The 20,276-nt window shown below is 61.5% G+C and carries 19 protein-coding genes and 1 tRNA gene; 13 read left to right on the top strand and 7 right to left on the bottom strand.

All coding sequences use genetic code 11. The features are described from left to right. Positions 1–174: 174 nt before the first annotated feature. On the bottom strand, positions 175–366 hold the full coding sequence (locus tag H7X45_RS13540; protein WP_187335307.1) for a DUF1192 domain-containing protein: 192 nt from the start codon (positions 364–366) through the stop codon (positions 175–177). 92 nt (positions 367–458) lie between these two features. On the opposite strand from H7X45_RS13540, the gene H7X45_RS13545 reads away from it, so the two are divergent. From H7X45_RS13545 to H7X45_RS13570, 6 genes are all read left to right on the top strand, one after another. Beyond that, positions 459–1,466 (top strand): NAD(P)H-quinone oxidoreductase, encoded by a 1,008-nt coding sequence (locus tag H7X45_RS13545; protein ID WP_187335308.1) that lies wholly within the window; start codon positions 459–461, stop codon positions 1,464–1,466. A gap of 148 nt (positions 1,467–1,614) precedes the next feature. Continuing rightward, positions 1,615–2,499, top strand: coding sequence for a UDP-2,3-diacylglucosamine diphosphatase (locus H7X45_RS13550; RefSeq protein ID WP_187335309.1), 885 nt, complete (start codon positions 1,615–1,617; stop codon positions 2,497–2,499). Between the two features lie 54 nt (positions 2,500–2,553). Continuing rightward, positions 2,554–3,585: a glycosyltransferase family 4 protein gene (locus H7X45_RS13555; protein WP_187335310.1), complete on the top strand. Its 1,032-nt coding sequence runs from the start codon at positions 2,554–2,556 to the stop codon at positions 3,583–3,585. A gap of 108 nt (positions 3,586–3,693) precedes the next feature. After that, entirely contained in the window at positions 3,694–4,419 is a 726-nt protein-coding gene (locus H7X45_RS13560; RefSeq protein ID WP_187335311.1) for a DUF1013 domain-containing protein, read from the top strand. 193 nt (positions 4,420–4,612) lie between these two features. Continuing rightward, positions 4,613–6,274 (top strand): long-chain-fatty-acid--CoA ligase, encoded by a 1,662-nt coding sequence (locus H7X45_RS13565; RefSeq protein ID WP_187335312.1) that lies wholly within the window; start codon positions 4,613–4,615, stop codon positions 6,272–6,274. 111 nt (positions 6,275–6,385) lie between these two features. Further along, positions 6,386–6,952 carry a DUF421 domain-containing protein gene (locus H7X45_RS13570; protein WP_187335313.1) on the top strand — a complete coding sequence of 189 codons (567 nt, stop codon included), beginning with the start codon at positions 6,386–6,388 and terminating at the stop codon, positions 6,950–6,952. A 65-nt stretch (positions 6,953–7,017) separates the two neighbouring features. On the opposite strand, the gene H7X45_RS13575 is transcribed toward H7X45_RS13570, so the two are convergent. From H7X45_RS13575 to lipB, 3 genes are read right to left on the bottom strand one after another with little or no spacing between them, the layout of a single operon-like run. Beyond that, on the bottom strand, positions 7,018–8,382 hold the full coding sequence (locus tag H7X45_RS13575) for an NAD-dependent succinate-semialdehyde dehydrogenase (RefSeq protein WP_187335314.1): 1,365 nt from the start codon (positions 8,380–8,382) through the stop codon (positions 7,018–7,020). Positions 8,383–8,439: 57 nt separating this feature from the next. Then, positions 8,440–8,736 carry a hypothetical protein gene (locus H7X45_RS13580; protein WP_187335315.1) on the bottom strand — a complete coding sequence of 99 codons (297 nt, stop codon included), beginning with the start codon at positions 8,734–8,736 and terminating at the stop codon, positions 8,440–8,442. After that, entirely contained in the window at positions 8,733–9,419 is a 687-nt protein-coding gene (lipB, locus tag H7X45_RS13585; protein ID WP_187335316.1) for a lipoyl(octanoyl) transferase LipB, read from the bottom strand. The genes H7X45_RS13580 and lipB overlap by 4 nt, the downstream gene beginning before the upstream one ends. 110 nt (positions 9,420–9,529) lie before the next feature. On the opposite strand from lipB, the gene H7X45_RS13590 reads away from it, so the two are divergent. Then, positions 9,530–10,288, top strand: coding sequence for a DUF7847 domain-containing protein (locus H7X45_RS13590; RefSeq protein WP_187335317.1), 759 nt, complete (start codon positions 9,530–9,532; stop codon positions 10,286–10,288). 36 nt (positions 10,289–10,324) lie between these two features. Here H7X45_RS13590 and hemF read toward each other — a convergent pair whose 3' ends face one another. Further along, a complete protein-coding gene (hemF, locus tag H7X45_RS13595) occupies positions 10,325–11,206 on the bottom strand; it encodes an oxygen-dependent coproporphyrinogen oxidase (RefSeq protein ID WP_187335318.1) in 882 nt (293 codons plus the stop codon). Further along, positions 11,203–11,664: a tRNA (cytidine(34)-2'-O)-methyltransferase gene (locus tag H7X45_RS13600; RefSeq protein WP_187335319.1), complete on the bottom strand. Its 462-nt coding sequence runs from the start codon at positions 11,662–11,664 to the stop codon at positions 11,203–11,205. Before H7X45_RS13600 ends, hemF begins: the two co-directional genes overlap by 4 nt. Before the next feature lie 271 nt (positions 11,665–11,935). Here H7X45_RS13600 and petA point away from each other — a divergent pair, with 271 nt between their 5' ends. From petA to H7X45_RS13615, 3 genes are read left to right on the top strand one after another with little or no spacing between them, the layout of a single operon-like run. Continuing rightward, a complete protein-coding gene (petA, locus tag H7X45_RS13605) occupies positions 11,936–12,502 on the top strand; it encodes a ubiquinol-cytochrome c reductase iron-sulfur subunit (RefSeq protein WP_187335320.1) in 567 nt (188 codons plus the stop codon). Between the two features lie 10 nt (positions 12,503–12,512). Beyond that, on the top strand, positions 12,513–13,850 hold the full coding sequence (locus H7X45_RS13610) for a cytochrome b (RefSeq protein WP_187335321.1): 1,338 nt from the start codon (positions 12,513–12,515) through the stop codon (positions 13,848–13,850). A gap of 18 nt (positions 13,851–13,868) precedes the next feature. Then, on the top strand, positions 13,869–14,699 hold the full coding sequence (locus tag H7X45_RS13615) for a cytochrome c1 (protein ID WP_187335322.1): 831 nt from the start codon (positions 13,869–13,871) through the stop codon (positions 14,697–14,699). Positions 14,700–14,803: 104 nt separating this feature from the next. Here H7X45_RS13615 and H7X45_RS13620 read toward each other — a convergent pair whose 3' ends face one another. Further along, complete coding sequence (locus tag H7X45_RS13620) at positions 14,804–16,273, bottom strand: FGGY family carbohydrate kinase (RefSeq protein ID WP_187335323.1); 1,470 nt, start codon at positions 16,271–16,273, stop codon at positions 14,804–14,806. 91 nt (positions 16,274–16,364) lie between these two features. On the opposite strand from H7X45_RS13620, the gene glpD reads away from it, so the two are divergent. From glpD to H7X45_RS13635, 3 genes are all read left to right on the top strand, one after another. After that, positions 16,365–17,840 carry a glycerol-3-phosphate dehydrogenase gene (gene glpD / locus H7X45_RS13625; protein WP_187335324.1) on the top strand — a complete coding sequence of 492 codons (1,476 nt, stop codon included), beginning with the start codon at positions 16,365–16,367 and terminating at the stop codon, positions 17,838–17,840. Positions 17,841–17,877: 37 nt separating this feature from the next. Beyond that, positions 17,878–17,951 (top strand) — tRNA-Gly (locus H7X45_RS13630). 147 nt (positions 17,952–18,098) lie between these two features. Next, on the top strand, positions 18,099–20,159 hold the full coding sequence (locus H7X45_RS13635; protein ID WP_187335325.1) for a site-specific integrase: 2,061 nt from the start codon (positions 18,099–18,101) through the stop codon (positions 20,157–20,159). Positions 20,160–20,276 lie beyond the last annotated feature (117 nt).

The raw sequence follows: 20,276 nt of genomic DNA on the forward strand, positions 1-20,276 counted from the left end.
TCTCCGGGAGCGGCCGGCGGGCCGCGATGGGTGCGAGCGGTCGGTTCACATGATGACCGGCTTTCGCAATGGTTCAAGGATAATGTCGGAAATGCGGGGCCGACTTTCAACGGGTGGCCCGTCGCGGACGGCGGAAGGACGCGGAAGGACGGCCGGCGCGCTCGCCCGAAGCGTTCAACGTTTGAACAGCGCGTCGGCACTCGCGCGGTGATGGACCGCGGCCTTCTTCTTCGCCTCGCAGCGCGCGATTTCGCCGTGGAGCGCAGCGATGCGGGCATCGAGCTCGGTCACCGACAACGGGTCCAGGTCCTCACGCAGCAGCTGCGTTAGCGGCTCGGAGGGGCGCGGTTCGTCGGGCTCGGTCATCAGGGGAAATGTTGACGCGGGGGCGGCATATGTCAATAACCCGGCCGGATATCGCGGCGGGGGGCCGCTGATGTGACAAAAGGGCAAGTGCGATGAGCCGAAGTGCCGATCTTCCCGGGACCATGACCTGCGTCGAGATCGGCGAGCCGGGCGGGCCGGATGCGCTGAAACCGGCCGAGCGAGCGCTTCCGCGCCCGCAGGAGGGTGAAGTGCTGATCCGCGTTGCCGCCGCCGGTGTGAACCGGCCCGACGTGCTCCAGCGCAAGGGGAATTACCCCCCGCCGCCCGGTGCTTCCGATCTGCCTGGCCTGGAAATTGCCGGAGAAATCGTCGCATTGGGTGAAGGCGTGGGCGAGGAAATGCTCGGCCAGCCGGTTTGTGCCCTGGTGTCCGGCGGCGGCTATGCCGAATATTGCACGGCCCCTGTCGGCCAGTGCCTGTCCGTGCCCGAAGGTGTGAGCATGGAGGAAGCTGCCGCGCTTCCCGAGACGCTGTTCACCGTGTGGCACAATGTGTTCGAACGCGGTTATGCGGCGCAGGGCGAACGGCTGCTCGTCCATGGCGGCACCAGCGGCATCGGAACCATGGCGATTAAGCTCGCCAAGCTATTTGGCATCACCGTGTACGTCACCTGCGGATCGGACGAGAAATGCGAAGCCGCCGAGAAAGTAGGCGCGGACGCTGCGATCAATTACAAGTCGAGCGATTTCGTCGAAGAGATCAAACGGTTGACCGACGGGAACGGCGTGAATGTCGTTCTGGACATGGTGGGCGGGGATTATGTGCCGCGCAATATCCAGTGCCTCGCCGAAGACGGGCGGCACGTATCGATTGCGTTTCAGCGCGGTATGAGTGCGGAGATTTCCATCGTCCAGATCATGCAGCGACGTCTGGTCTTGACGGGTTCGACCTTGCGCGCGCGGGATACCGGCTTCAAGACGCTTCTGGCGGACGAGATCGCGAACAATGTCTGGCCGTTCGTGGAAGAGGGCAAGCTGCGCGCGGAAATCGACAAGGTCTTTCCGCTAAAAGAAGCGGCGGCGGCCCACGCGCACATGGAAGCGGGCGACCATATCGGAAAGATTATCCTCAAGACCTGACAAGTCTTGTCTGGCGCCCGCGGCAGTAAACAGAATGTCGGCGACAGGTGAAATGTCAAAAAACTTTCACCGCATCTCGCTTCCTCTGTCATAAACCCCGTGCATCGGACGGTTCCGGGAACCGAATGATCTGGGAAGGGGAGCGTCGATGAATGCTCTGGCCGACTTTTCCGCCGCGCTCGATGAAAAGCTATATGACGAACGCCTGCGTCTGCAGCCGAAGGCGCGCGACATTCATCGGAAGAAATATCGCACCGTCTGGATTTCGGACGTTCATCTCGGAACGCGCGGCTGCAACGCGGAACTCCTCATCGATTTCCTCGACCATGTCGACAGTGAAACGATGTATCTGGTCGGCGACATCATCGACGGCTGGCGCCTCAAGAAGAAGTTCTACTGGCCCGCGGCGCATAACGACATCGTCTGGCGGATCCTGAAACGCGCCAAGCGCGGCACGCGGATCGTCTACGTGCCTGGCAATCATGACGAGATGTTCCGCCAGTTCACCGGCCTCAATTTCGGCGGGGTGGAGATCAAGCGCGCCGCCTTCCACGATACCGCGGACGGGCGGCGCCTGCTGATCCTGCACGGCGATGAGTTCGACACGATCATGCTGGCTCACCGCTGGCTCGCCTTCGTGGGGGACACAGCTTATGAGCTGATGATGCGGCTCAACCACGTCACCAATCTGGTGCGCAAGCGGCTGGGGATGCCTTATTGGTCGCTGTCCAAGGCGGCCAAGCACAAGGTTAAGAATGCGGTGGAGTTCATCTCCCGCTTCGAGGAGCTGGTCGCGCGAGCGGCGCAGAACCGCGGCGTTGACGGCGTGGTCGCCGGCCACATCCACACCGCCGAATACCGCCGGATCGACGGCATCGATTACTATAATGATGGCGATTGGGTGGAAGGGTGCACCGCGCTGGTCGAACATTTCGATGGCCGCATGGAAATCCTGCACTGGGCCGATGAAGTCGCCCAGCGTGCGCATGAGGATGCGCTGGAGGCTGAGCCCATGCTGGAAGCCGCCGAGTGATCCCGGATCGCGACCATCGCCGGAGCTTTCGCGGCCCGGCTAGGTTTTAAGGCGATGAAGATCGCCATCGTCACCGATGCCTGGCACCCGCAGGTCAACGGCGTGGTCCGCACGTTGACCAGCGTGAGCCGGCAATTGCGCGATATGGGTCATGATATCCTTGTGATCTCGCCCGATCAGTTCGCCAATTTTCCCTGTCCGACCTATCCGGAAATTCGCCTCGCGCTCGCCAGCAGCCGTACGGTTGGACAAATGCTGGAGGCGTTTGCGCCTGATGCGATCCACCTTTCCACCGAAGGGCCGCTCTGCTTTGCCGCCAGACGCTGGTGCATTCGCGAAGGCCATGCCTTCACCACCGCCTTCCACACCATGTTTCCCGATTATGTCGCGCGGCGAACGGGCATGTCGCCGGACTGGATCTGGCCACTCATACGCCGTTTTCATGCGCGTTCCGCCCGCGTGATGGTGGCTACCGACAGCATCGCAGAGCAGCTTCGCGCACATGGCATCACGCATCTGGCGCACTGGGGCAGGGGCGTCGATCTGGATGACTTTTCACCCACCGCGCCGCGCCCTGCGCTGTTTGACGATCTGCCGCGCCCCATCCTGCTCTATGTCGGCCGCGTGGCGGTGGAGAAGAATGTCGAGGCTTTCCTCGCGGCTGATGTGCCGGGCAGCAAGGTGGTGGTGGGCGATGGACCCGCACGCGAGGAGCTGGAGGCGAAGTTCGGCGAGGCACATTTCCTTGGCCCCAAGTCGGGCGCGGGCCTGGCCGGTTGCTACGCCGGGGCGGATTGCTTCGTCTTCCCCTCGCGCACCGACACCTTCGGGCTTGTCATGATCGAGGCTCTGGCCTGCGGCACGCCCGTTGCCGCCTATCCGGTGCCAGGCCCGCTCGACGTTCTGGAAGCGCAGGTCGGGGCAATGTCCGAGCGGCTGGAGGAGGCCATTGCCGCCGCCCATCCACTCGATCGCGCCGACTGCGCCGCTTATGGATCGCGTTTCACCTGGGAGGCGAGCGCACGCCAGTTTCTCTCCGCGCTGGAGCCTTCGGTGGACGCGCTGGCTGCCGATCGAGCGGCCTGAACGCGGGCGCTGTCACTGGGCGCTTGCCGCAAGCCCGGCTTTGCCCTACATTGTCACCATGCATGGCCATCCCGCGAGGGGTGGCCCTTATTGTTTGGAGACGATGCGATGGCCGAAAAAGCCACCCCCTTGATGCCCCACGCGACCGCCGCCTGGCTTGTCGACAACAGCTCGCTCGGCTTCGACCAGATCGCCGATTTCTGCGGCCTCCATATCCTGGAAGTCCAGGCGATGGCCGACGACATGACCAGCAGCAAATATACCGGTCGCGATCCGGTGCGCGCGGGCGAACTGACGCTGGAAGAGATCGAGCGCGGCCAGGCCGATGCCGATTACAAACTGAAGATCCAGAAGGGGCCCGAGCAGGTGCGCCGCACAAAGGGCCCACGCTATACGCCGGTTTCCAAGCGTCAGGACAAGCCGGACGGCATTGCCTGGCTGCTGCGCAATCACCCCGAAATTTCGGATGCGCAGGTCTGCAAGCTGATCGGCACCACCCGCAACACGATCAACGCGATCCGTGAGCGCAGCCACTGGAACATCACGGAAATTCAGCCGAAGGATCCGGTGACGCTTGGTCTCTGCTCGCAGCGTGAGCTTGATGCGGTGGTCGCCAAGGCGGCAAAGAAGGCCGGTATCGAGGAGCAGGGCATCGACGAAGAGAAGCGCGGTGTGGACCGTGCGGCCCTGATCGAGGAACTGCGCGCCGAACGCGCCGAGGAAAAGCGCCTCGCCGAAGAAGCGCTGCGCGAAGGCGAAGAAGGCGAAGCGGCCGAGGGCAGCGAAGCCCCCCGTACCGAAGAGCTGACCGCGGAAAATCTTTTCAAGCGCTGATCGGCGCGCTTCGCGCTAGCGAGAGCTGGCCGCGGCGTCGGAAAAACAACCAAGGCCCGTCGTTCCGGTTTGTGCCGGAGCGGCGGGCCTTTTCTTTTGGATATTCCGGCACTCCGGTAGGTCGAACCGCCGAAACGGACCGTTGCTCCCAGACTTTTGCTCGCTTACATGACTGTCAACTAGGAGACAGGACATGAGCGACAGCATCTGGAACGGGGCGACCTATCGGCACCCTCATGACTGGAAGCAGGATTTCCCGCCGCTTACCATGCCGCAGATGTTCGCGCGTTCGGTACGCGAGAATGGCGATGCACCGCTGGTCGATTTCATGGGCCGCAAGTTCAGCTATGATTATCTCGGTAGCCGGGCGATGCAGGTTGCCGCCGGTCTGATTGGGCTTGGCCTGAAGCCGGGCGATAGGGTCGGTCTGTTTCTGCCCAACGTGCCGCATTATATCGCGGGCTATTATGGTGCGATGATTGCGGGAATGACGGTGGTCAATTTCTCGCCGCTCTACAGCCCCGCCGAACTGGCCCATCAGGTTGAGGATTCGGGTACCAAGCTGCTGATCACGGTGGACGCCAAGGCGCTTCTGCCGACGGCATTGAAGGTGCTCAAGGACAGCTCGCTCGAGCGGCTGGTGGTCGGCTCCGTTGCCGAAGCGCTGCCGACGGCCAAGGGCATTGCCTATCGCCTGCTGAAACGCGCCGACATCGCGCAGATTCCCAAGGACAAGGCGGTAACGCGTTGGTCTGCTCTGGTGGACAATGATGGCCAGTTGGACCTGCCCGAAGCGCATCCGGATGAGGTGGCGCTGCTACAATATACAGGCGGCACGACCGGGACGCCAAAGGGCGCGATGCTGACGCATCAGAGCCTGACCGCCAATGCACGGCAGGTGCAGTTGATCGATCCCGGCCTCGATCCGGTCGATCGGATCATGGGCGTGCTGCCGCTGTTCCATGTGTTCGCCAACACCTGCGTACTCAACCGCACCGTACTGCGCGGCGGGGAGATCGTCATGCTGCCGCGCTTTGATGCGGGCGATGCGCTGAAGGCTATCCAGCGCACGCGGCCTGTGTCGATGCCGGGCGTGCCGACCATGTATCAGGCGCTGCTGGACCATCCGGCGATCGAAAAGACCGACTTCACGTCGCTGAAATACTGCATTTCCGGCGGCGCGCCGCTGACCGAGACCGTGAAGAAGCGGTGGGAGGAGTTGACTGGCTCTACGCTGATCGAGGGTTATGGGCTGACCGAAAGCTCAGGCGTCGTCTCCAGCAATCCCTATGCGCGTGAGGGGAAGATCGGCACCATCGGCCAGCCGCTTCCCGGCACCCGCATCAAGCTGCTCGACAAGGAGGACCCCTCGAAGCCCGCTCCCGATGGCGAGCCCGGCGAACTGGTTTTTGCTGGGCCGCAGGTGATGAAGGGTTACTGGAACCGCCCGGATGCGGACGCCAAAGTGTTTAGCGGCGAATATCTGCGCACCGGCGACGTGGCGACGATTGATGCAGACGGTTTTGTCGCCATTGTCGACAGGTTGAAGGATATGATCGCCGTGGGCGGCTTCAAGGTTTTCCCGAGCCATATCGAAGACGTGCTTTACACGCATGAGGCTGTGCGCGACGCTCTCGTGATCGGTGTTCCCGACGATTATCATGGCGAGCTGCCCAAGGCGTTCGTGACGCTGAACGAAGGCGCGGACGTTGACGGCGAAACGCTTACCGCCTGGCTGAACCCCAAGGTCGGCAAGCATGAGCGGGTGCAGGCCGTGGTGGTTCGTGACGAACTGCCCAAGACCATGATCGGCAAACTGGACCGCAAGGCGCTGCGTACGGAAGAGGGCGTCTGAGGGCATCAATACGGATGCATCCGTGCAAAAGCCGCATGATCTTTGTTGTAAATCTGCCAGATGAACGCCCTGGCGGTTGTGGTGACCAGCAGGCTTTATTAGGTCGCCATCATGAATGACAGTAGTGATTGGTTTATCGGTTGGGATGCGCTTGGCGATGTCCTGATCTCAGCATTATTATTCTATCTGCTGATCGTGATTCTGGTGCGCGTAATGGGCAAACGCACGACCGCGCAGCTCAACAATTTCGACTGGATCATCAACATCACCGTGGGAAGTCTTGCCGCTTCGGGCATACTTCTCGACAGCGTCCCCGCCACGCATGCCGCCGATGCGATCATTGTCATCGCCTTGCTGCAGTTCGCGCTGACCTGGCTCGCGGTTCGATCCGACTTCGTGACCAAGTTGATCAAGGCATCGCCAACCCTGCTGACGCACAAGGGAAATGTCCTTGAAAATTCGATGCTTGGCGCGCGCATATCGCAGGCCGAGCTATACAGCGTTCTGAGGGCGCACGGGATTACTGATGTGAAAGACGCGAACTGGGTGATCCTGGAGTCGGACGGCTCGATGACCGTGCTCCCCCGCAACGAAACCGATCTTCACGATGCAGGATCGATGGGGAATGTCGACACGCCCGAAGATCTGCCCGAACCTGCCGAGCGGTCGCAGAACTGAGCAAAATCGTCCGGCGCTCCCGCCATTCAGGAGCGCCGGATGTATCTCGAACAGTTCGTGCCGGTTCAGCTGGCAAACACGGTCTTCGCATTCATGAATTCGTGCAGGCCGAAAGCGCTGAGTTCGCGGCCATAGCCGGAGCGCTTGATGCCGCCGAAGGGGGCTTCGGGCATGGATGCGAGCACCTGATTGAACGCGGTCATGCCCGATTCGATTTCGTTGGCGAAGCGCTGCTGTTCATCCTCGTCCTGCGTGAAGACGGCCGATCCCAGCCCATAAGGGGAGGCGTTGGCGATGCGGATCGCGTCGTCCGCGTCCTTCGCCTTGAAGACCATCGCGACGGGGCCGAACAGTTCTTCTTCCATCAGTGGATTGTCGGTGGTCATGCCGGAAATAATACCAGCGTCCATGAACGCGCCGTCATCGCCCATCGCTTCGCCGCCAAATTCGACGGTGGCGTCCGTCTGGCGAACCTTTTCGATCTGATCGAGTACGGTATCGCGCTGATCGAAGCTGGAGAGTGGCCCCATGTCGGTGTTTTCATCGAACGGATCGCCCCAGGTCACGGCCTTCATACCCGCGCGGAACTTGTCCATGAACGCGTCATAGACATCTGCGTGGACGATCATGCGCTTGCCGCAGATGCAGCTCTGGCCGGTGTTCTGGATGCGCGCCTTCACCGCCTTTTCCGCTGCATCGGAAATGTCGGCGGACGGCATGACGATGAACGGATCGGAGCCGCCCAGTTCCAGCACCATTTTTTTCAGACACTTGCCCGCCGTCTCCGCAACCGCGGAGCCGGCACCTTCGCTGCCGGTCAAGGTGGCGGCGACGATCCGGTCATCCTCCACAATGGCCGCCACCGCATCGGATTTGATCACGAGGTTCTGGAAGAGGCCCTCCGGCGCACCCGCATCGCGCAGCACCTGGTCCATCAGTTCGGCGCAGCCCATGGTTACGCTGGCATGTTTCAGCAGGCCGACATTGCCGGCCATGATGGTCGGCGCGAGAAAGCGGACAGCCTGCCAGAGCGGGAAGTTCCAGGGCATGACGGCCAGTACCGGGCCCATCGGCAGGTAGCGGGTATAGACCTTGCCGTCGGCACGCTCCCACGGCTGATCCTCCAGTAGCGCGGGGCCGTTTTCGGCGTAGAAGCGGAAGGCTGTAGCGCATTTCTCCGCTTCCGCTTTGGCCGAGGCGAAGGTCTTGCCCATTTCCAGCGTAATCTGACGGCCCAGCTCTTCGCTGCGGCTTTCGAATGCATCGGCGATGGAGGCGAGGAGATCGGTGCGAGTCTTGTAATCGCTCTGGCGCCAATCGGCATAGCGGTCTGCCGCCTTGGCAAGCTTGGTCTCGATCTCACCCTCGGTCAGCTCGGCATAGCTTTCCAGCTGTTCGCCGGTGGCGGGATTGCGGGTATCAATGGTCATGGGAGGGCTCCTGCGTGCTTTGCTATTCAAAGCGCCGGAGCCGAGCGATCGTTCCCGTTATTCGGCGGCAGTCTCCGGATCGCCGCCGCTATCGGCAGGCGCACTGCCGTCGGCAGAAGTCTCTTCGGGCGCTGCCGCGTCACCGGGGGGCAGGGAAAGGCCGTCTTCAACCTTCGCCCCTTCCGTCCGGATGTCGTCGATCGAGATCATATCGTCGCTGATAGTGCCCTGCAGATCATCGACATTGTCCATCACCGTCTCGGTAACCTGCCTGTCCTGCGGGCTCTCATCGGCGGCTTTCTCTCCGCAGCCGGCGAGGATCAGCAGCGCGGCGAGCGGCCAGAGCGTCTTCATGTCTTGTCTCCACAAGCGCCGCCGACCGTCGCCAGAAACGCATCGAAATGGCGTTTCAGCGCCGCGTCGAAATCGGCCATCGTCGCGTCGATACCGAGGGCGGCCATGCTCGTCACCGGAAATTCGCTGATGCCGCAGGGCACGATGCCGCCAAAATTCGTCAGATCCGGATCGATATTGACGGCAAAGCCATGCGCGGTGACCCAGCGGCGCACACGCACCCCGATCGCGCCGATCTTGGCTTCGCGGCCCTGCTGATCATCGCACCAGATGCCGATCCGCCCTTCTGCGCGGCGCGCGGCGATGCCGAAATCGGACAGCGCGGCGATCACCCAGCCTTCCAGGGCGTGCACATAACAGCGCACATCGCGGCCTCGCTCGCCAAGATTGATCATCACATAGCCAACCCGCTGTCCGGGCCCATGATAGGTATAGCGCCCGCCGCGCCCGCTTTCGTAAACCGGGAAGCGGGCGGACAGCAGCTCGGCCGGATCGGCGCTGGTACCGGCGGTATAGAGCGGGGGATGTTCGAGTAGCCAGACGAGCTCGCGCTCCTCGCCTTCCCGGATCGCAGCCTGCCGCGCGTCCATGCGGGCCACGGCATCCGGATAGAGCACCCGTCCATCGGCGATTTCCCAATCCACCGAAGAACCGGCCACGAGCCCGGCCGCGTCATTTGCCATCGCATTTTCCATCGATGGCCCAGATGGACCGACGAACGACGAGCGACAAGCCTTGTCTCTCCGTGGCCTGCGCTTTACCAATCGGCCTTTACAGGACCAGGGGGTTATACATGGCGCAGAAGCTGGATTTTTCGGAGGCGTGGAGCGAAGCGCTCGCGCTGATTTCCGCGCATAAGGAGGCCGCACTCGCCATCGCAGGGGTGTTCCTCTTCCTACCGCAGGTGGCCTTGGGCTATTTCGCAGGGCAGATGGATACTGCGGGTATCGAGACGTCGGATCAGATGATGACGATGTACGAAAACTGGTTCGCCGCAAATGGCCTCCTGCTGTTCATCGGCACGCTCGTGTCGCTGATCGGATCGATCGCGCTCTATGTCATCTTTCTGCGTGGCCAACAGACGATCGGGGAGGCACTCGCCACCGCGGTGAAGCTGTTTATTCCTTTCCTGTTGCTAGGCATCCTTACCGCAATCGCGGTGGGCATCGGCTTCATTCTGCTGATCATTCCGGGTATTTACCTGGCGATAAAATTCACGCTCGGCGGTACGGTGATCGCGGCGGAAGACGTGAAGAACCCGATCGAGGCAATGAAGCGCAGCTGGCAGCTGACAAAAGGCAACAGCCTGCGGATTTTCTTCTTCCTGCTCATCATCTTCATTGTCGGCATCATCGCGCTGGCGGCCATCGGCGCGGTGATCGGCATTCCGATCAGCCTGCTTTTGCCCGCAGAAGCCGCGCTTTTCGCCAACAATCTGGTAAGTTCGGTGACGAGCTCGATCTTCAGCGTGGTGCTGGCTGCGGTGTATGCCGCAATCTATCGCCAGCTCGCCGGCCGGTTCGACCAGCGCGAGCTGGAAGAAACGTTCTAACAGACCGCGCCGATAATCCTGTCGGCCTGGCGCCGCTCAGTCCCAGCGGGCGAGCGGCGGCAGGCTCATCAAAATTGCATCGATATTGCCGCCGGTCTTCAGGCCGAACAACGTACCGCGATCGTAGATCAGGTTGAATTCGGCGTAGCGCCCGCGCCAGGCGAGCTGCGTGGCGGTATCAGCCTCGGTGAAGTCCGCGTTCATCCGCCGCCGCACGATCGCAGGATAGGCATCCAGAAAGGCCTCGCCTACGTCGCGGGTGAAGTGGAAGTTGCGCTCAAACTGCGCGTCGCTGTCGCATTCCAGATGATCGTAGAAAATGCCGCCCACGCCGCGATGCACGCCGCGATGGGGGATGTAGAAATAGTCGTCCGCCCATTTGGCATAGCGTTCGTAAACATCCGGGCCGTAAGGGCTGCAGGCCGCGCGCAGGCGGGCATGAAAGCTGTCGGTATCTTCCTGATAGGGGATCGGCGGATTGAGATCGGCGCCGCCGCCGAACCAGCGCTTGGTGGTGGTAAGGAAGCGCGTGTTCATGTGCACCGCGGGCACATGCGGGTTGGCCATGTGCGCGACCAGACTGATCCCGGTGGCCAGAAAACTGGGGTCTTCATCAGCGCCGTTGATCGATTTTGCGAATTCCGGATTGAAGCTGCCGCCGACGGTGGAAACATTGACGCCCACCTTTTCGAAAACCTTGCCCTTCATCACACCGCGCACGCCGCCGCCGCCAGGCGCGCCGCCTTCATCTTCCCGGTTCCAGGCCAGATAATCGAAGCTCGCATTGGAGCCCGCTTCGCGCTCGATCGCCTCGAATTCGGCGCAGATGCGGCTGCGAAGATCCTCGAACCAGCTGCGGGCCTCGGTCTGCTGCGCATCGAGTTCCAGGCCGGTGGTGTCGGGTGTCAGGTCGGTCATGGGGCTCCTCTTTCAAATCGGCCCGTCCGGCGTAGCGCCTCGCCGAGCGCGATGCCAGCGGCGACGGCGACGTTGAGCGAACGAAAGCCCGCTTCCATCGGGATGCGCACGGCGGCGGTGCAGGCATCGCGTACATCGTCCGGCACGCCCGCGCTTTCCGAGCCCAGAATCAGCCGGTCATCGGGCTCGAACGGGAAATCGTAAAGCGAGGCGCTTGCCTTGCTGCTGAGCAGTACGAGCCTGCTGCCTGCCTGACCGGCATGATAGGCTGACCAGTCGGCATGGCGCGTCCAGTCTGCAGCGGCTGCATAGTCCATGCCTGCCCGGCGCAGCGCACGGTCAGAAAAAGGAAAACCACATGGCTCGATCACGTCGCACGGCACGCCAAAGCAGGCGGCCAGCCGCAGGATCGTGCCGACATTACCGGCGATGTCCGGCTGATAAAGTGCGATACGCATGGAGCGTGTCCTTAATGCCACAAGCGGTAGAGGTGTAGTCCCGATCGATAGGCCTTACTGCCGCGAAACGGCAGATATTGCGGTTTGTTACGGCACCGAAGCGGTCTCAAAAAGCGGTTGGCAGGCGCTGGCTCGGCAGCTATCAGGCCCGCTGAATCGAAGCGCTGGATCGACGAACCGATCCGCCTCGGCCCCCAGGAAGCCCGTGTCTCCCCGGCCCAGGTCTCCTAGGCAGGTCAGATATGGCGCAGGGCAACTGCAAGGAATTTACATGGTTACGGTCAAAGAGGCTGATCCATTCCTGAAGGAAAGCGGCGAGGGGCTGCGGCGGCGTGAGTTCATCAATATCGCCGCGGTCGGCGTTGCCGGCGTCGGCGCGACCATCGCGGTGATTCCGCTGGTCAACCAGATGAACCCGAGCGCGGACGTGCTCGCTCTGTCCTCGACCGAGATCGACATCAGCGCGATCGAGCCGGGGCAGGCAATCAAGAGCACCTGGCGCAAGCAGCCGATCTTCGTGCGCAATCTGACGCCGCAGGAAATTCGCGAAGCCAATGAAGTGCCAGTGGATTCGCTGCGCGATCCGCAGACATTGGCCGAGCGTACCGAGGAAGGCCATGAGAACTGGCTGATCACGCTGGCCGTCTGCACCCATCTGGGCTGCATTCCGCTCGGCGCGGGCGAGGGCGAGAACAAAGGGCCGTTCGGCGGCTATTTCTGCCCGTGCCACGGTTCGGCATACGATACGGCTGCGCGCATCCGGCAAGGGCCGGCACCGCGGAACCTCGAAGTCCCGCCGTACACCTTCACTTCCGACACCGTCGTTCAGATAGGCTGAGGACCGACCTATGAGCTTTCCCTGGGCCACTCATTACGAGCCGAAAAATCCGGCCATGCGCTGGATCGATGAGCGTCTGCCGCTGCCGCGTCTGGTCTATAACGCGGTCGGCGCAGGCTATCCCGTGCCGCGCAACTTGAACTATTTCTGGAACTTCGGCGTCCTCGCGGGCGTCGCACTGATGATCCAGATCCTTACCGGCGTCATTCTGGCGATGCACTATACCGCCAATATCGACACGGCGTTCAACAGCGTCGAGGCGATCATGCGCGACGTGAACTCGGGCTGGCTGATGCGCTATGCGCATGCCAATGGCGCAAGCTTCTTCTTCATCGTGGTCTATATCCACATCTTCCGCGGCCTCTTCTACGGAAGCTATAAGGCCCCGCGCGAGATGATCTGGTTGCTCGGCCTCGTGATCTTCCTGCTCATGATGGCCACCGCCTTCATGGGTTATGTTCTTCCCTGGGGCCAGATGAGCTTCTGGGGGGCGCAGGTGATCACCGGTTTCTTCTCGGCCATTCCCGTGGTCGGTGAGCCGATCCGCCAGTGGCTGCTGGGCGGCTTCGTGCCGGACCAGGCCGCGCTGAACCGCTTCTTCTCGCTGCACTATCTGCTGCCCTTCGTGATTGCAGGGACCATCATCCTGCACATCTGGGCGCTGCACATTCCCGGCTCGAACAACCCGACCGGCGTCAGCGTGAAGGGCCCTCAGGATACCGTACCGTTCCATCCGTACTACACGGCAAAGGATGGTTTCGGGCTGGGCGTGTTCCTGATCCTGTTCTCCATCATGGTGTTCTTCCTGCCCAATGCGCTGGGCCACCCTGACAACTACATCATGGCGAACCCGCTCTCCACGCCGGCGCACATCGTCCCGGAATGGTATTTCTGGCCGTTCTACGCGATCCTGCGCGCCTTCACCGTGGACCTGAGCTTCTTCGGCCTGTTTACGATCGTCGAAGCCAAGCTGCTGGGCGTCATCGCGATGTTCGCCTCGATCCTGATCCTGTTCTTCTTGCCGTGGCTGGACAACAGCCCCGTGCGTTCGGGCAATTATCGCCCGAAGTTCAAGATCGCCTTCTGGGTGCTCGTTGCCGACGTGCTGGTGCTCGGCTTCTGCGGTCAGATGCCGGCGGAAGAGCCGTGGGTGATGCTGAGCCAGCTCGCCGCCGCTTATTATTTCGCGCACTTCCTGCTCGTGCTGCCGCTGATCTCTCACTTCGAGAAGCCGCTGCCGCTGCCGGGTTCGATCACCGAAGCGGTGCTGCAGAAGCACAACATCAAGGGCGAGCGCGAAGCGCTTCCGGGCATGGGCAGCGACACCCAGCCGCAGCCGGCCGAATAAGAGGATAGAAGACTTCCGATGAAACTCCTTCTCAATCTTATCGGCGCCTTTTTTGTCGCCATGCTGGTCTGGTCGTTCGGCGCGGGGCTATACAGCTTCATCACGGAGCCGCCCAAGGAAGACGTGGTCCATGAGTTCCATGAGGAGCCGTTGGACATTCATTATCCGAGCGACGGCCCGCTGGGCACGTTCGACAAGGCGCAGCTGCAGCGCGGCCTCAAGGTCTTCCGCGAAGTTTGCGCCGCCTGCCATAGCCTCAACCAGGTGACCTTCCGCAGCCTGACCGATCTCGGCTATTCCGAGGATCAGGTGAAGACGATTGCCGCCGAATGGCCGATCGAGACGCCGTCGATCAATCCCGACACCGGCGAGGCTGCCACGCGCCCGCCGCTGCCGATCGACCATTTCCCGGCGCCTTATCCGAACGACGTCGCTGCGCGCGCAGCCAACAACAATGCCGTTCCGCCGGATCTCTCGCTTATCACCAAGGCGCGTGAGGGCGGGGCCGAATATGTGGATTCGCTCCTGCGCGGCTATCGTCCGGTGCCAGCCGATCTGCCTGAAGTGAACCGCCCGACCGCCGGGCTGCATTATAACCCGTGGTTTGCAAACCTGAACATCGCCATGCCACCGCCGCTGACCAGCGACGGACAGGTAACCTATGACGATGGTACCGCGTCGACCGTGGAACAGATGTCGAAGGACGTCAGCGCATTCCTGATCTGGACGGCGGAGCCCAAGCTGCCTGCGCGCAAGCAAACCGGCTGGGCAGTGATCCTGTTCCTGATCTTCGCGACGGCACTAGGATACATGGCCTATCGCAACATCTGGATCGACCAGAAGCATTGATCCGATGCGGCCACAGCCGCTTCGAAAAACCTAAAAAGAAGGGGGCCGCCGAGCCCCCTTTTTCATGTCCGATGATGCGCGCCCGGGCTGGACAGTTTTCTCGTCTATCCGAGCGCTTTGGCCAACGTATCGTGCCATTGGTTCAGACGCCGCTCGCGCGTGCTGGCGGTCATGCGCGGCTCGAAAACCGTAAGTTGACCGCGCATTTCATCAGCTGCCTCGCTGATATGCTCGCACATTTCTGCGCCGCACGCTGCCAGCATTGCCGCGCCTAGCGCCGTCGTTTCAATAAAATTCGGTCGCTCCACCGGCAGATCCAATATGTCGGCAAGGTCCTGCGCCATCCAGTCGTTTGCGGCCATGCCGCCATCGATCGACAGCCCGTTCCACGCGACGCCGTCTGCAGCGAAGGCGGCCTGCAGGTCGCTCGCCTGGTGTGCAATGGCCTCGAGAGCCGCGCGCGCAAGATGCGCGGCGCCGGTCGAAAAATCGAGCCCGTCCAGCATCCCGCGCACATCGGGACGCCAGTGTGGTGCCCCCAATCCTGATAAGGCGGGCACCATCATTACGCCGCCATTGTCGGGTACGGAGGCTGCGAGCTGCGCTGTTTCCGCTGCACTACGTAAGATTCCGAGGCCGTCGCGCAGCCATTTGATGAGGCTGCCGGCCACGAAGATCGATCCTTCCAGCGCGTATTCGCGCTCCCCGTCCTGCTGGAAAAGGACGGTCGAGAGTAGGCGGTTGGCAGAGCGCACGGGCTCGCTTCCGCTGTGGGTAAGGATGAACGCCCCTGTCCCGAAAGTGGCCTTGGTATCCCCCGGTGCGAGTCGTGCCTGCCCAATGCTCGCCGCCTGCTGATCGCCAGCCATGCCGCAGATCGGAATAGGCGCACCAAGAACTTTGGGATCGGTGCTCGCATAACAGCCATGGCTATCGACGATGGCAGGCAGGGATGCTCTGGGTACGCCGAAAAGCTCCAGCATTTCCGCATCCCAGTCGTCGCCCCCCAGCGCCATCAGCGAAGTACGGCTGGCGTTCGACGCGTCCGATATGTGCAGGCCCCCGGTCAGCTTGAACGCGATCCAAGACTCAATCGTCCCGAAGCACAGATCGTCGCCCGCCTCCGCGACCGAAGATTCATTCTCCAGCAACCAGCGCATCTTGGTGGCGGAAAAATAGGGATCGAGCAGCAGGCCGGTACGCTCCTGAACCAGCGCTTCCAAACCCCTTTCGCGAAGCTGCGAGCATTGATCTGCGGTCCGCCGGTCCTGCCAGACGATGGCGCGCCCCAGTGGTTCACCGGTCTTGCGGTTCCATGCGACCACGGTTTCGCGCTGGTTGGTAATACCGATCGCGAGTATGCGCCGTGCACCGCCCGCACGTTCGATCACCGTGCGGCAGCAGGCGAGCGTCTTGTCCCAGATTTCACCAGCATCCTGCTCGACATGGCCGGGCGCCGGGAAGTGCTGGGTGATCTCCATCTGCGCGATGTCGCGGCACTCACCGGACCGCGTGAAAAGCATCGCTCGTGTCGAGGTCGTCCCCTCATCGATCACCAGGATATGTTCGGCCATCGCCTTGCCCCTCGCCCGCCTGCCATGCGTTTATTGGTTCACCGTATCACGAGCGGCTGCAAAGGAAAGCGTGCCATGATAGGGGGATTCAATGTTCGATATTGCGATCATTGGCGGCGGTGTGAACGGTTGCGGGATTGCCCGCGATGCGGCGGGGCGGGGACTATCCGTGCTGCTGCTGGAGAAGGATGATCTCGCCAGCCATACCAGCTCGGCCGCGACCAAGCTGATCCACGGCGGCTTGCGCTATCTGGAGCAATATGAATTTCGCTTGGTGCGCAAGGCGCTGAAGGAGCGCGAGGTGCTATTGGCTGCAGCGCCGCACATCATCTGGCCGCTGCGCTTCGTGCTGCCCGTGGATGAGGGGATGAGGCCTGCATGGATGCTGCGTGCCGGGCTGTTCCTCTATGATCATCTGGGCGGGCGGGAGCTTCTGCCGGGAACTGAGCGGCATGATCTGACGACATCTCGCATGGGCGCGCCCCTGGAGAAGCGGCTGACGCGTGGTTTCAGCTATTCGGATTGCTGGGTAGAGGACGCCAGGCTGGTCACGCTGAACGCGCTGGATGCGCGTGAGCGCGGCGCGCAGGTTCGCACCCGCACCGCCTGCACCGGGCTGGAGCGCCGCAATGATCGCTGGATGATCACCGCCGGGGAGGAGCGTTTCGAAGCGCGCGCGCTCGTCAACGCCGCCGGCCCTTGGGCGGACGCGGTGGCAGGGCTTTCGCGCCCGGAGGCCGGGCATGACCTGCGCCTCGTCAAGGGTAGCCATATTGTCGTGCGCCGCGCTTATGAGGGCGATCAGGCCTATATTTTCCAGAACGGCGATGGGCGCGTTATCTTTGCCATTCCTTATGAGCATGATTTCACGCTGATCGGCACAACAGACCGGCCGCATGACGATCCGTCTGTCGCACCGGAAGCGAGCGAGGAGGAAATCGTCTATCTCCTCAATGCCGTGAACGAATATTTCGAACGCGATCTGATTCGCGAGGATGTGGTCTGGACCTATAGCGGCGTGCGTCCGTTGGTGGATGATCATGAGGCCGATGCCTCGGACGTGACACGCGATTATGTGCTGCGGCTGCAGGCCGAAGGCGGCGCGCCGATGCTGTCCGTGCTGGGCGGCAAGCTGACCACCTATCGCGTGCTCGCCGAGGACGCGCTGGAGCAGCTCGCCCCGCTCCTGGGCAACCATGCGCAACGATGGACGCATGATGCCACGCTTCCCGGCGGTGATTTTCCGGTGGACGGTTTTGCCCGACTGGCCAAGCGTTATGCGCGCCACTGGCCGTGGCTGGGCGATGTCACGGCCGCGCGTTACGCACGCGCATATGGAACGCGCACCGAGCGTCTGATGGAGGGCGCTTATGGCGAAGACGATATGGGACGCAGCTTCGGCGCAGGGCTTACCGAGCGGGAGGCGCGCTATCTGGTGCAGGAGGAGTTTGCCCGCACCGCCGAGGACATTCTCTGGCGCCGCTCCAAACTGGGCCTGCACATGACCGAGGCGGAGCGGACGGAATTTGCGCAGTGGATGGAAACAAGCCGGTTCGCGCCCAATTGACGAACCGCCCCGCGGCTGGCAAAAGCGCCGCCACCGGGCGGGTATAGCTTAGTGGTAAAGCCCTAGCCTTCCAAGCTAGTTATGCGGGTTCGATTCCCGCTACCCGCTCCACAATTCCTGAAGTTCCGCAGAAATCCGCCATTGAAAGGCAGGATTGCGGATGACTTACCCCATAGCTGGACACATAGCCTCCCACATCCCGGGACACGCAGCAGAAAAGCGCCTCGCGCGCCTTGCCGTCGGCGGGAGCAAAAGCTGATGCGCCGCCAGACGTATCTCGTCCGAAAAGGGGCCCGCTATCATTTCCGCCGACGGATTGGGCAGTTGGGCATAAACCATCCTATAACCATAGCTCTTAACACTTCCGATCCGGACGAGGCCCGTCTTCTGGCTCGCCGGCTCGCGGTAAGATGGGACGAGATCGAGATGGGAATGGTGAGGCAGATCGAGCGTGGCACGCTCACATTGAACCAAATCGACGCGCTCATGCGTCAGGGCATGGAAGAGGAGCTGGCGCATGCAACCCGGCACCTGACGGCACCCATAGGTGCCGGGCTGCCTGTTCCGAATGGCTATCATAAAATTTTGGAGGCCGCGTTCCGGATTGTGGCCCGCGTACCGGATGACACCGAGGTCATCGACGAAACGATCATAGCTACCGAACTCGACGACAGCTGGACCGAGCAGGAAGCTCGTCTCTTACGAACCGCCCTGAAACTCTACGTTACACCGATGTATGTGAGCCGCATCAAGGCACGATCGGCCCTCGATCAATTCGAATGTCCCGTAAACGATGGCACGATAGGCGAAGCCAGATCGCAGCTTCTTCGCGGTCACGCCGAAGCCCATCGCCGAGCTGGCTTGCTCGATACGCGGGAGGTCCAAAGATCCGGCCGCGGAGTCATGGCTCTCGTAGACGATACCATCGTCGGTAGAGCGTTTCTCGAAGAGCGTGGAGAACCCGAGACTTCCACGGTCTCGAACCCTTCATCTAGCGCCGCAGCATCTTCGCACCCGGAAAGCATCTATGCGAAGCCCAGCAACGTCAAATTCAGCGAGGTCATCGGACCGTTGCTGGAAAAGATGGAGAAGGAAAGAGGCTGGAAGAACGACTATGGTCAGCGTCGTTCCGCGTGCGAGAGGGCGGCGTGGATTTGCGGTGACAAGCCGCTTTGCGACTGGAGCGCCCACGATGCCGAGTACTTTGCCGAGATGCTGGCTCAGTTCCCCACGAATTATAAATGGGGGAGGCTCAACGAGAGCGGCAACATGGCGACGCCGTTCGACAAGAGCCGAATTCCGCCGGTCAAGCCCGGCAAGGAACGCAAGCCCCGCACAATCAACCGCGATCTCAGCATCTTGCAGACAATTTCAGCGCGCCTGTCCAAAACCCACTGGAAGTTGAAATATGGAGGGGGCATCGAGGTCGACTTTGGCGAATATATGATCAAGGTCGAGGACGATCCGGATAATCCCGACCGCATGCCTTGGACCCCCGCTCATTTGCGCACCCTTTATGGGCTGCCTCTGTGGCAAGGCGGCGGCGGTTCGCTCGCACGCCTAAAGACACCCGGCTCGTTGAAGGTCTGGATGGACGCGGCTTACTGGGTGGCGATCATCGGCACCTACACCGGAGCTAGCCGCGAGGAGATCTGCGGGCTCGAGGTCGACGACTTCAATTTCGAATGTGAGGTCCCGTATCTGGTTATAAAGAAGAATGTGCTGCGCGGGCTGAAGACCCTTAATCGCAATCGCGTCATGCCTCTTCACCCAGAGCTTCTGAGGCTAAACTTGCAAGGTTACATCAATGCCGTTTCGACGGAAAACATTGAGGTCAAAGGCGGTATGCCGGCCTTCCCAGAACTTTATGACGACAGTGCGAAGAGAAGTGCGGAAGGTAAAGAAGCACCAAAGATTGGCGGCCGTCAGTTTTACTCGATCGCCTGGTCTTTCATTGTCGATGCAACGCACGCTGTCATGGCGCTTCCGGAAACACGAGATGGAAAGAAAGCCGATTTCCATTCGCAACGGACCTACAACCAGAGTGTTCTTGCATCGCCTGACGTGGCGCAGTCTATTATCGACCGGCACATGGGGCATGCTTCTGAAGGGACAGGGCCCAGAATTTATAATCGCAGGGCGCTTGCACTCGGTGAAGCTCTAAATTTGAAGGAGCGTCTCACGATCATGATGCGCGAAATGCCGGACGTCACGTCGCACGTGCCCCGACAGGAGAAACCGAACCTTCTTGCTCTGAACAAGCGCTCGCGTGTCGGATCGGCACCAGGCCGTAGGGCAAAGCAGAATTTCTGCAAATGACCAATCCTACGTTTCTGCTAGGTAAACAAAAGAACTGGCGGAACAGCTTTGTGTGACTTTTTCAATGGTCGATTACCCCATAGCCGTTCATCATCAGAAAAATATGCTGCCGCACAT

Origin of the sequence: Novosphingopyxis iocasae, assembly GCF_014334095.1 — a bacterium.
Classification (GTDB): domain Bacteria; phylum Pseudomonadota; class Alphaproteobacteria; order Sphingomonadales; family Sphingomonadaceae; genus Novosphingopyxis; species Novosphingopyxis iocasae.